The sequence below is a fragment of the Pseudomonas sp. S2_H10 genome (assembly GCF_054668285.1).
The window spans coordinates 4947013-4959389 of the sequence record NZ_CP162754.1 but is presented as its reverse complement, the minus strand read 5'-3'; the positions used below and the strand labels follow the sequence as shown (position 1 = coordinate 4959389).

Genomic DNA, 12377 nt, shown 5'->3' with positions numbered 1-12377 from the left:
TTCACCACGTTCAAAACACTGCCCCGACCATAATTAAAGAAGAGGGAATTCCCATGTTCGTGCACAAGACCGCACTGATCAGTGCAATCACCACCGCGCTGCTGGCCAGCGCCGCTGTCCAGGCCGCCGAGCCGCTCACAGCTGTCGGGGCGGGCGAAGGCCAACTGGACATTGTGGCCTGGCCCGGTTACATCGAACGTGGCGAAAGCGACAAGGCCTATGACTGGGTGAGCGGTTTCGAGAAGGAAACCGGCTGCAAGGTCAACGTCAAGACGGCGGCCACCTCCGATGAAATGGTCAGCCTGATGGCCAAGGGCGGTTACGACCTGGTCACCGCATCCGGCGACGCCTCGCTGCGCCTGATCGTCGGCAAGCGTGTGCAACCGATCAACACCGCGTTGATCCCGAACTGGAAAAACATCGACCCGCGCCTCAAGGATGCACCCTGGTACGTGGTCAACAAGCAAACCTACGGCACCCCGTATCAGTGGGGCCCGAACGTGTTGATGTACAACACCAACGTATTCAAGACCGCGCCGACCACCTGGGGCGTGCTGTTCAATGCGCAAAACCTGCCCGACGGCAAGCCGAACAAGGGCCGCGTGCAGGCCTATGACGGCCCGATCTACATCGCCGACGCGGCGCTGTACCTGAAGTCCACCAAGCCGGAACTGGGCATCCAGAACCCCTACGAACTGACTGAAGCCCAGTACAAGGCCGTGCTCGACCTGCTGCGCGCCCAGCAGCCGTTGATTCATCGCTACTGGCATGACACCACCGTGCAAATGAGCGACTTCAAGAACGAAGGCGTGGTCGCCTCCGGCGCGTGGCCGTATCAGGTCAACGGCCTGATGAACGAGAAACAGCCAATCGCCTCGACCATCCCGAAAGAAGGCGCCACCGGTTGGGCCGACACCACCATGCTGCACACCGAGGCCAAGCACCCGAACTGCGCCTACAAGTGGATGGACTGGTCGCTGCAACCGAAAGTCCAGGGTGACGTAGCGGCGTGGTTCGGCTCGCTGCCAGCGGTTCCGGCGGCGTGCCAGGGCAGTGAACTGCTCGGCGCCGAAGGCTGCAAGACCAACGGTTTCGACCAGTTCGACAAGATCGCCTTCTGGAAAACCCCGCAGGCTGAAGGCGGCAAGTTCGTGCCGTACAGCCGCTGGACCCAGGATTACATCGCGATCATGGGCGGCCGTTAACCCTTGAAGTGAAACAGATCCCTGTGGGAGCGGGCTTGCCCGCGATAGCGGAGTGTCAGGCAACACAGTAGTGACTGTGCTGACGCCATCGCTGGCAAGCCAGCTCCCACAGTGTCACCGCCGCTGCCGCTACCGCGCTCGGCCAGCAGATAAAAGTTTTTGTTTTTTCAGAAGTCCAGGCAGGGCCGCTGCGACGGCCTTCGCCTTTTTGGAGCACCGCACCATGACGCTTGCAGTCCAGTTCACCAACGTTTCCCGTCAATTCGGCGAAGTGAAAGCCGTAGACCGGGTTTCCATCGACATCCAGGACGGCGAGTTCTTCTCCATGCTGGGGCCTTCCGGCTCGGGCAAGACCACCTGTTTGCGCCTGATCGCCGGTTTTGAACAACCGAGTGCAGGTTCCATCCGAATTCATGGCGAAGAGGCCGCCGGCCTGCCGCCGTACCAGCGCGACGTGAACACCGTGTTCCAGGATTACGCGCTGTTCCCGCACATGAACGTTCGCGACAACGTCGCCTACGGCTTGAAGGTCAAAGGCATCGGCAAGGCCGAGCGCCTCAAGCGTGCCGAAGAATCCCTGGAAATGGTTGCCCTCGGCGGCTATGGCGAGCGCAAGCCGGTGCAGCTCTCCGGTGGTCAGCGCCAGCGTGTGGCCCTGGCCCGTGCGCTGGTCAACCGTCCACGGGTGCTGCTGCTCGACGAACCCCTCGGCGCGCTGGACCTGAAGCTGCGCGAGCAAATGCAGAGCGAATTGAAGAAGCTGCAACGCCAGCTCGGCATCACCTTCATCTTCGTCACCCACGACCAGACCGAAGCGCTGTCGATGTCCGACCGCGTGGCGGTGTTCAACAAGGGCCGCATCGAACAGGTCGACAGCCCGCGCAACCTGTACATGAAACCGGCCACCACCTTCGTCGCGGAATTCGTCGGCACCTCCAACGTGATTCGCGGCGACCTGGCAAAACAGCTCAGCGGCAATCCGCAGCCGTTCTCGATTCGCCCGGAACACGTGCGTTTCGCCGAAGGCCCGCTGGCCAGCCACGAGATCGAAGTCAGCGGTTTGCTGCACGACATCCAGTACCAGGGCAGCGCCACCCGCTACGAGCTGAAACTGGAAAACGGCCAGACCCTGAACATCAGCAAGGCCAACAACCAATGGCTGGACACCAGCGCACAACACCAGACCGGCCAGCGCATCAGCGCACGCTGGGCGCGCGAAGCCATGATCCCGTTGCACGACACCGTTGCGGGCGGGGTGTGACATGAACACCTTGGCTATCTCTCAAAATCCGTCGGGCGGCTCGCCGTTGCGCCGGTTCTCCAACCTGCTGTATCGCCGGCCGAACCTGTACCTGTCGATGCTGCTGGTGCCACCGCTGATCTGGTTCGGCGCGATCTACCTCGGTTCGCTGCTGACCCTGCTGTGGCAAGGTTTCTACACCTTCGATGACTTCACCATGGCGGTCACTCCTGACCTGACCCTGGCCAACTTCGCGGCGCTGTTCCAGCCATCGAACTTCGACATCATCCTGCGCACCCTGGGCATGGCGATTGTCGTGTCGATCGCCAGCGCCATCGTCGCATTCCCGATTGCCTACTACATGGCGCGCTACACCACGGGCAAGACCAAGGCGTTTTTCTACATCGCGGTGATGATGCCGATGTGGGCCAGCTACATCGTCAAGGCCTACGCCTGGACGCTGCTGCTGGCCAAGGGTGGCGTGGCGCAGTGGTTCGTGCAGCACCTGGGGCTGGAGCCGGTCCTGCAGTTCGTGCTGGGCATTCCGGGGGTGGGCGGCAGCACCTTGTCGACCTCGCACCTGGGGCGCTTCATGGTGTTCGTCTACATCTGGCTGCCGTTCATGATCCTGCCGATCCAGGCCTCGCTGGAACGCCTGCCGCCGTCGCTGCTGCAAGCCTCCGCCGACCTCGGGGCCAAGCCGCGCCAGACCTTCATGCAAGTGATCCTGCCGCTGTCGATCCCGGGCATCGCCGCAGGTTCGATCTTCACGTTTTCCCTGACCCTCGGCGACTTCATCGTGCCGCAACTGGTGGGCCCGCCCGGCTACTTCGTCGGCAGCATGGTCTACGCCCAGCAAGGCGCGATCGGCAATATGCCGATGGCCGCCGCCTTCACCCTGGTGCCGATCGTGCTGATCGCCATCTACCTGTCCATCGTCAAACGTCTGGGGGCCTTCGATGCACTCTGAAAAAGCTTCCCTGGGCCTGCGCATTGCCGCCTGGGGCGGGTTGGTGTTCCTGCACTTCCCGATCCTGATCATCTTCCTGTACGCCTTCAACACCGAAGACGCAGCGTTCAGCTTTCCGCCCAAGGGCTTCACTTGGAAGTGGATCGGCGTGGCGTTCTCGCGGCCGGACGTGCTCGAAGCCATCAAGCTGTCGTTGCAGATCGCCTCGATTGCCACGTTGATCGCCATGGTCCTCGGCACACTGGCTTCGGCCGCGTTGTATCGCCGGGACTTCTTCGGCAAGCAGGGCATCTCGCTGATGCTGATCCTGCCGATTGCCCTGCCGGGGATCATCACCGGGATCGCGTTGCTGGCTACCTTCAAGACGCTGGGCATCGAACCTGGGATGTTCACCATCATCGTCGGCCACGCGACCTTCTGCGTGGTGATCGTCTACAACAACGTCATCGCCCGCTTGCGCCGCACTTCCCACAGCTTGATCGAAGCGTCGATGGACCTCGGTGCCGACGGTTGGCAGACCTTCCGCTACATCATCCTGCCGAACCTCGGCTCGGCGTTGCTGGCCGGCGGCATGTTGGCGTTCGCGCTGTCGTTCGACGAAATCATCGTCACCACCTTCACCGCCGGCCATGAACGCACCCTGCCGCTGTGGCTGCTCAACCAGCTCAGCCGCCCACGGGACGTGCCGGTGACCAACGTCGTGGCGATGCTGGTGATGATCGTGACCATGCTGCCGATTCTTGGTGCCTATTACCTGACCCGTGGCGGCGAAAGCGTTGCGGGTAGCGGTGGGAAATAACTGACGACCAACATCTCCTGTAGGAGCGAGCCTGCTCGCGAAAAACGTTAACGATGACGAGGGCTGCCTGGATGAACGCGGCGCTCTGACGTTCTTCGCGAGCAGGCTCGCTCCTACAGTGATCCGGTTTCTACAGAACAATAAAAGCGCCAAAGAGGACATGAACATGCAAACCAAATTACTGATCAACGGCCAACTGCAAGACGGCGAAGGCCCCGCCCAACCTGTATTCAACCCGGCGCTGGGCCGTGTGCTGGTGGAAATCAACGAAGCCAGCGAAGCCCAGGTCGATGCCGCCGTGCGCGCCGCCGATGCCGCGTTCGCCAGCTGGTCGCAGACCCCGCCGAAAGAACGTTCGCTACTGCTGCTCAAACTCGCCGACGCCATCGAGGCCCACGGCGAAGAACTGGCCAAGCTGGAATCGGACAACTGCGGCAAACCCTACAGCGCCGCACTGAACGACGAGATCCCGGCGATTGCCGACGTGTTCCGCTTCTTTGCCGGCGCCAGCCGTTGCATGAGCGGTTCGGCCGGTGGCGAATACCTGCCGGGGCATACCTCGATGATCCGCCGCGACCCGGTGGGCGTGATCGCCTCCATCGCGCCGTGGAACTACCCGTTGATGATGGTCGCCTGGAAAATCGCCCCGGCCCTGGCCGCCGGCAATACCGTGGTGCTCAAGCCGTCGGAACAAACCCCGCTGACCGCCCTGCGCCTGGCCGAACTGGCGTCGGAAATCTTCCCCGCCGGCGTGCTCAATCTGGTGTTCGGCCGTGGTCCTAGTGTCGGCAGCCCGCTGGTCACTCACCCGAAAGTGCGCATGGTGTCGCTGACCGGGTCGATCGCCACCGGCTCGAACATCATTTCCAGCACCGCCGACAGCGTCAAACGCATGCACATGGAACTGGGCGGCAAGGCCCCGGTGATCATCTTCGACGACGCCGACATCGACGCCGCCGTCGAAGGCATCCGCACCTTCGGTTTCTACAACGCCGGGCAAGACTGCACCGCCGCCTGCCGCATCTATGCCCAGGCAGGCATCTACGACAAGTTCGTGGAGAAACTCGGCGCCGCCGTCAGCAGCATCAAGTACGGCCTGCAGGATGACCCGTCGACCGAACTCGGCCCGCTGATCACCGCGCAACACCGCGACCGCGTTGCCGGTTTCGTCGAGCGCGCCATCGCCCAGCCGCACATTCGCTTGATCACCGGCGGCAAGGCTGTGGAAGGCAACGGCTTCTTCTTCGAACCGACCGTGCTGGCCGACGCGCAGCAGGACGATGAGATCGTCCGTCGCGAGGTGTTCGGGCCGGTGGTGTCGGTGACCCAATTCAGCGATGAAGCGCAAGTGCTGGGCTGGGCCAACGACTCGGACTACGGCCTGGCGTCATCGGTGTGGACCGCCGACGTCGGCCGCGCCCATCGCCTGGCGGCGCGCTTGCAGTACGGCTGCACCTGGGTGAATACGCACTTCATGCTGGTCAGCGAAATGCCTCATGGCGGTCAGAAACTGTCCGGGTACGGGAAGGACATGTCCATGTACGGGCTCGAGGACTACACCGTCGTTCGGCATGTGATGTTCAAGCATTAAAAACCTTTCAGGCAAACCCGATCCCTGTGGGAGCGGGCTTGCCCGCGATTGGGTCCCCCCGGTTTCAAGGCAGAAACCGGCAGTACGCACCACCAGGCTCCACCCCAAAGAAGACAAAACAATAACCACCGATCCGGGCGGCGCTCCCAAAGCCCCGCCACGGTTTCGGACATCCGAAATCTGCCGATTTTCCGGAGCAAACACACATGAGTGCATCACCCGATCTCTCTGCAGTCGTTGCCGACAGCGATGCCGAGCAACTACGCAAACTGGGTTACACCTCCAACTTCAATCGCAGCATGAGCCTGTGGGAAAACTTCGCCCTGGGCTTCACCTACCTGTCCCCGGTCGTCGGCGTTTATACCCTGTTCGGCCTGTGCCTGGCCGCAGGCGGACCACCGATGTTCTGGGCTTACCTGCTAGTCGGTTGCGGCCAGTTGCTGGTGTGCCTGATCTTCGGCGAAGTGGTTTCGCAGTTCCCGATTTCCGGCGGCGTGTACCCATGGGCCCGTCGCCTGGTGGGCAAGCGCTGGGCGTGGATGGTTGGCTGGATCTACTCCATCGCGCTATGCGTGACCATCGCGGCGGTTGCCGTGGGTGCCGGTCCGTACCTCGCCGCCATGATGGGCTTTGAGCCAAGCAACAACACCAACATCATCATCGCCCTGTTCCTGACGCTGTTCGCCACCCTGGTCAACCTCAGCGGCACCAAAGTGCTGGCGCGGATCGCCATGTTCGGCTTCCTCTGCGAATTGGTCGGCGCGGTGATCGTTGGCGTTTACCTGCTGATCTTCGAGCGTCATCAACCGCTCAGCGTGTTGTTCAACACCTTCGACATCAGCGTCGACGGCTCGTACCTGCCGGCGTTCCTCACCGCTTCGCTGGCGGGGATGTTCCTGTATTACGGCTTCGAGGCCTGCGGCGATGTGGCCGAAGAAACCCCGAACCCGAGCAAGCAAATCCCGATTGCCATGCGCATGACCATCTACATCGGCGGCGTCGCGGCGATGTTCGCCTGCCTGGCGCTGATCCTCGCGGTGCCGGACATGCAAGCGGTGATCAACGGCACCGACAAGGACCCGGTAACCACCATCCTCAACAACGCATTCGGGCCAGTGGGTTCGAAAGTCGTGATGGGTGTGGTGATGATTTCCTTCATCTCCTGCGTGATCAGCCTGCAAGCAGCGGCCAGTCGTCTGCTGTATTCCTACGCCCGTGACGAAATGGTCATCGGCAGCCGACTGCTGAAGAAGATTTCTCCTACGACTCAGGTTCCGGTTGCCGCGCTGTTCGTCTCTGGCGTCCTGCCGGCGCTCATCATCATCCTCGGCTTCTTCCTGCAGGACGCGGTCGCCACCATCGTCAGCTTCGCGGCGATCGGTATCTACCTGGCGTTCCAGATGATCGTGCTGGCGGCCCTGTATGCGCGCATGAAGGGCTGGAAACCGAGCGGCAAATTCACCCTCGGCGCCTGGGGCTGGGCGGTGAACATCGGCGCGCTGGTCTATGGTGTCGGGGCAATCATCAACATGGCCTGGCCACGTACGCCGGACGCTGCGTGGTACATCAACTACGCGATGGTGCTCAGTACCGCCATCGTCATTGGCCTGGGCCTACTCTACATGTGGATTGCCAAGCCGTATGACCACGGCAAGGCACCTGCGGGCGATGCCTGGAAAGTCAGCCGGTAACGGCATTCGCCCCGGTGCCGACATGGCGCCGGGGCGATCTAAAAACACCAACAAGGAAGAAATATGGATATCACCCGCCGCGACTTTCTCAACGGCGTCGCTGTCACCATCGCTGCCGGCATGACTCCTATGCAACTTCTCCAGGCCGCCCCCGACGGGCGCTACTACCCACCGGCCCTCACCGGCCTGCGGGGCAGCCACGTCGGCTCGTTCGAAATTGCCCACCAGATGGGCTGGGAGAAAAAGGTCTTCGACACCGACAAGCTGCCGATCACCGAAGAATATGACCTGGTGGTGGTAGGAGGCGGCCTCAGCGGTCTGTCCGCTGCGTGGTTCTACCGTGAGAAACATCCGAAAGCGCGCATCCTGATTCTGGAAAACCACGACGACTTCGGCGGTCACGCCAAGCGCAACGAATTCTCCGCCGGTGGTCGCATGATCATCGGCTACGGCGGCAGTGAAGCCTTCCAGTCGCCGAACCATCTGTACAGCAAGGAAGTGAACGGCCTGCTGAAGAAACTCGGCGTGAACATCAAGCGCTTCGAGACAGCCTTTGATCGCCAGTTCTACCCGGGCCTGGGCCTGTCCCGCGGAGTGTTCTTCGACAAGGAAAACTTCGGCGAAGACAAACTGGTGACCGGCGACCCGACGCCGATGGTGGCCGACGACATCGCCCCCGACCAGTTGCACGCCCGCTCCATCCCCGACTTCATCAACGACTTCCCGTTGCCGGAAGCTGACCGCCAGGCGTTGATCGCCCTGCACATGACGCCCAAGGATTACTTGGCCGGCAAAACCACCGAGGAAAAAACCGCCCACCTGGAAGCCACCAGCTATCAGGACTTCCTGCTCAAGGATGTAGGCCTGTCGGCTCAGGCGGTGAAGTACTTCCAGAGCCGCACCAACGACTTCATGGCCCTGAGCATCGACGCGGTCGCCGCGTCCGACGCCTACTCGGTCGGTTTCCCAGGTTTCAGCGCGATGAATCTGGAGCCGATCAGCGAAGAAGCCCAGGCGGAAATGGAAGAGCCCTACATCTACCACTTCCCCGACGGCAACGCCTCGCTGGCGCGCTTGCTGGTGCGCAGCCTGATTCCGGCCGTGGCGCCAGGCCACACCATGGACGACATCGTCCTGGCCCCGTTCGACTACGCCAGACTCGATCAGGCCAAAGCCCCGGTACGCATTCGCCTGAACAGTACAGCGGTGAGCGTACGCAACGTCGGCAGCGGCGTGAACGTCGGCTACAGCCGTGGCGGCCAGCTCAGCCAGGTGCGCGGCAAACACTGCATCATGGCCTGCTACAACATGATCATCCCGTACCTGCTGCGCGACCTGCCGCCTGAGCAATCCCATGCCCTGAGCCAGAACGTGAAGTTCCCGCTGGTCTACACCAAGGTGGTGATCCGCAACTGGCAGTCGTTCCAGAAGCTCGGCGTGCATGAAATCTATGCGGCGACCCAACCCTACAGCCGCATCAAACTCGACTACCCGGTGAGCATGGGCGGTTACGACCACCCGAAAGACCCGACACAGCCCATTGGCCTGCACATGGTCTACGTGCCCACCAGCCCCAACAGCGGCATGAACGCCCGCGACCAGGCCCGCGCCGGCCGTGGACGTTTGTACGGCCAGAGCTTCGAACAACTGGAAGCGCAACTGCGCGACCAACTGCAACGCATGCTCGGCCCTGGCGGCTTCAACCACGAAACCGACATCCTCGCCATCACCGTCAACCGCTGGTCACACGGCTACGCGTACTTCTCCAACAGCCTGTACGACGACGCCGACGAGAGCGAGAAACTGATGGAACTGGCACGTCAGCCAGTAGGACGGGTGAGCATCGCCAACTCGGATGCGGCGTGGAGCGCGTATGCCCATGCGGCGATCGATGAGGCGTATCGGGCGGTGGGGGAAGTGGGCTAACCGCATTCCGATGCATTAGCATCCGGCAACACATCCCTCTCTCCCGTTGGTGTTTACCACACTAGAGTTTCGTACAGCCCATGCACGCCTGCGGTTGACGAAAATCCCGACTCGGCCTAGGGTGTTTACGTCGTTTACAGCGTATACACCTTAGGAGAGCCATCATGGCCTCACCCGTTTTGTCTTTTCGCGTCGAAGAACAATTGGCTCAGCAGCTGGATTTATTGGCTGCGGCGACCGACAGAGATCGTCAGTACCATCTCAAGCGTGCACTGGTTCGATATGTGGAAGCCGAGTCCTGGCATCTGCAAGCCATCAGTGACGGCATCGCCGATGCCGACGCGGGGAAACTCACCGATCTGGATGCCGTGAAGGCTAAGTGGGCAAAACGTGCCGAGCGTAGTACTGACTGAAAAAGCCGAAAGCGATCTCGAAGCCATCAACGAACACTACCGAATGGTAGTTGGCGCAAAAGCCGCTCTCGAAATCATTTCCACGATGTTGCAATCCCTTGAACTGTTGGAACAGTTTCCCGGCTCGGGCAGGCCTTCAGGCATGCCCGATGTCCGAGAGTTGGTACTTGGCCGTTTTCCCTTTATCGCCCCTTACCGATTTTCCCAAGGCCAGGTACAAGTGCTGCGCGTATTGCATCAGCGATCCGAGCGCTCTGAGGATTGGTAGATGAGGGCATCCAGCCAGGACGGGATGCCCCCCTTTCTTCAAAACCTCGAAACACTCCTCATCGCATCCACCAGATACCTCATCGCAATCCTGTCGTTCTCCGACAACTCCCGATAGCGCTCCACCAACTTCATTTCCTCGTTATTGAGCCGACGCCTGCGTCGCCCCATGGCCAGGCACGGAAAGATTCCCAACATTTCGGTAATGCCTTGTACTTTCGACATGGACGATGTCCTTCTCTATACGTCAAAGAAAACTGCAAAAAACCGCATCGCCCTAACCCTTTTTCAGCAGCGACTCGTGCCAACTGAACCGCACCGGCCCGAAGGGCATAAACCGGTCATGTGCACAGAATAGAAATATTCCGGGCGCTGAAAAGCAGTTTTTAGAGTAATTAGTCGAAAAAAGCAGAAATGCCCTCTAAATCAGAAACCACTGTCGGAATTGTTTCCCGACATGTCTTGTTTCATTGCCGAGCCAGCGCAATGCCATCAATCAATTTTGCTCTGCAATCGAACGGTTTAAGCTATCGGGCATCTGTTAAAAAGTCCGTTGCGTTTGGCCGAAGGCATGTCCGAACCGATATTTCTGATCCAGCACGTGCCAGGAACGGCGCGGGATTGCTCACGACAGGTTGTATTTATGCACCGCAGGAACTTGCTCAAAGCCTCCATGGCTATCGCGGCCTACACCGGCTTGTCCGCCACGGGCCTGTTGGCCACCCAAGCCTGGGCCGCCAGCGGCACCGCTGACGGCGAGGCCAGCGCGTTCGATTTCGAGGCGCTGAAGCTCCAGGCCAAACAGCTCGCCAGCAATCGCTACCAGGACACCAAGCAACAGTTGCCGCCGACCCTGGCGAGCATGACGCCGCAGAACTTCAATGCGATCCGCTACGACGCCGACCATTCGCTTTGGAAAGAGAACAAGGGCCAGTTGGACGTGCAGTTCTTCCACGTCGGCATGGGGTTCAAGCAGCCGGTGCGCATGTACAGCGTCGATCCGAAAACCCGGATGGCCCGCGAGGTGCATTTCCGCCCGTCCTTGTTCAACTATGAAAACACCACGGTCGACACCGCACAGCTCAAGGGCGACCTGGGTTTCTCCGGTTTCAAGCTGTTCAAGGCCCCTGAACTGGACAAGCACGATGTGGTGTCCTTCCTCGGCGCCAGCTATTTCCGCGCAGTGGATGCCACTGGCCAATATGGCCTGTCGGCTCGTGGCCTGGCCATCGACACCTACGCCAAGAAGCGTGAAGAATTCCCCGACTTCACCAAGTTCTGGTTCGAGACGCCGGACAAGAACAGCACCCGCTTCGTGGTCTACGCCCTGCTCGACTCGCCGAGCGCCACCGGTGCCTATCGCTTTGATATCGATTGCCAGGCCGAGCGCGTGGTGATGGAGGTCGACGCCCACGTCAACGCACGCACCGCCATCGACCAGCTTGGCATCGCGCCGATGACCAGCATGTTCAGCTGCGGCACCCACGAACGGCGGATGTGCGACACCATTCACCCGCAAATCCACGACTCCGATCGCCTGGCCATGTGGCGCGGCAACGGCGAGTGGATCTGCCGCCCGCTGAACAACCCGGCGACCCTGCAATTCAACGCTTTCGCCGACACGGACCCGAAAGGTTTCGGCCTGGTGCAGACCGACCACGAGTTCGCCAGCTATCAGGACACCGTCGACTGGTACAGCCGCCGCCCGAGCCTGTGGGTCGAACCGACCACGGCCTGGGGCGAAGGCTCGGTGGATTTGCTGGAGATCCCCACCACCGGCGAAACCATGGACAACATCGTCGCCTTCTGGACACCCAAGAAACCGGTGGCTGCAGGCGACTCGCTGAACTACGGCTACAAGCTCTACTGGAGCGCATTGCCACCGGTCGGCACACCGCTGGCGCGAGTCAACGCCACCCGCTCCGGGATGGGCGGCTTCACCGAAGGCTGGGCGCCGGGCGAGCACTACCCGCCCGTCTGGGCCCGTCGCTTCGCCGTGGACTTCACCGGCGGCGGCCTGGACCGCTTGCCCGAGGGCGCGGGCATCGAGCCGGTCGTCACTTGTTCGAACGGCGAAGTCAAGGATTTCAGCATCCTGAAACTCGATGACATCAAAGGTTACCGTGTCCTGTTTGACTGGTACCCCACCAATGACAGCGTGGAGCCCGTCGAACTGCGCCTGTTCATCCGCACCAACGATCGCACACTGAGCGAGACCTGGTTGTACCAGTACTTCCCGCCGGCCCCCGACAAGCGCAAATATCCCTGACATACA

11 protein-coding genes are annotated in these 12377 nt (G+C 61.1%); 10 read left to right on the top strand and 1 reads right to left on the bottom strand.

All coding sequences use genetic code 11. From position 1 onward, the window contains the following. Positions 1 to 53: 53 nt before the first annotated feature. The 9 genes from ydcS to AB4O16_RS22150 all read left to right on the top strand — a co-directional run bounded on the left by ydcS (position 54) and on the right by AB4O16_RS22150 (position 10103). On the top strand, positions 54 to 1205 hold the full coding sequence (gene ydcS / locus AB4O16_RS22190) for a putative ABC transporter substrate-binding protein YdcS (protein WP_160389878.1): 1152 nt from the start codon (positions 54 to 56) through the stop codon (positions 1203 to 1205). A gap of 223 nt (positions 1206 to 1428) precedes the next feature. After that, complete coding sequence (locus AB4O16_RS22185) at positions 1429 to 2466, top strand: ABC transporter ATP-binding protein (protein ID WP_160389876.1); 1038 nt, start codon at positions 1429 to 1431, stop codon at positions 2464 to 2466. Between the two features lies 1 nt (position 2467). After that, positions 2468 to 3415, top strand: a complete 948-nt coding sequence (locus AB4O16_RS22180; protein ID WP_160389874.1) for an ABC transporter permease — start codon at positions 2468 to 2470, stop codon at positions 3413 to 3415. Further along, positions 3405 to 4214, top strand: a complete 810-nt coding sequence (locus AB4O16_RS22175) for an ABC transporter permease (protein ID WP_015093712.1) — start codon at positions 3405 to 3407, stop codon at positions 4212 to 4214. The genes AB4O16_RS22180 and AB4O16_RS22175 overlap by 11 nt, the downstream gene beginning before the upstream one ends. A gap of 166 nt (positions 4215 to 4380) precedes the next feature. Further along, positions 4381 to 5805, top strand: coding sequence for a gamma-aminobutyraldehyde dehydrogenase (locus AB4O16_RS22170; protein ID WP_460155818.1), 1425 nt, complete (start codon positions 4381 to 4383; stop codon positions 5803 to 5805). 206 nt (positions 5806 to 6011) lie between these two features. After that, a complete protein-coding gene (locus AB4O16_RS22165; protein WP_160389870.1) occupies positions 6012 to 7496 on the top strand; it encodes an APC family permease in 1485 nt (494 codons plus the stop codon). 63 nt (positions 7497 to 7559) lie between these two features. Then, positions 7560 to 9422 (top strand): NAD(P)-binding protein, encoded by a 1863-nt coding sequence (locus AB4O16_RS22160; protein ID WP_460155817.1) that lies wholly within the window; start codon positions 7560 to 7562, stop codon positions 9420 to 9422. A 164-nt stretch (positions 9423 to 9586) separates the two neighbouring features. After that, positions 9587 to 9835, top strand: coding sequence for a CopG family ribbon-helix-helix protein (locus AB4O16_RS22155; RefSeq protein WP_056721085.1), 249 nt, complete (start codon positions 9587 to 9589; stop codon positions 9833 to 9835). Then, positions 9813 to 10103: a type II toxin-antitoxin system RelE/ParE family toxin gene (locus AB4O16_RS22150; protein WP_460155816.1), complete on the top strand. Its 291-nt coding sequence runs from the start codon at positions 9813 to 9815 to the stop codon at positions 10101 to 10103. Before AB4O16_RS22155 ends, AB4O16_RS22150 begins: the two co-directional genes overlap by 23 nt. Positions 10104 to 10141: 38 nt before the next feature. Here the strand turns inward: AB4O16_RS22150 and AB4O16_RS22145 are convergent, their stop codons facing one another. After that, positions 10142 to 10327 carry a hypothetical protein gene (locus AB4O16_RS22145; RefSeq protein ID WP_150717864.1) on the bottom strand — a complete coding sequence of 62 codons (186 nt, stop codon included), beginning with the start codon at positions 10325 to 10327 and terminating at the stop codon, positions 10142 to 10144. A 418-nt stretch (positions 10328 to 10745) separates the two neighbouring features. Here AB4O16_RS22145 and AB4O16_RS22140 point away from each other — a divergent pair, with 418 nt between their 5' ends. Continuing rightward, positions 10746 to 12371, top strand: a complete 1626-nt coding sequence (locus AB4O16_RS22140) for a glucan biosynthesis protein D (RefSeq protein WP_460155815.1) — start codon at positions 10746 to 10748, stop codon at positions 12369 to 12371. The last annotated feature ends 6 nt before the right edge of the window (positions 12372 to 12377 follow it).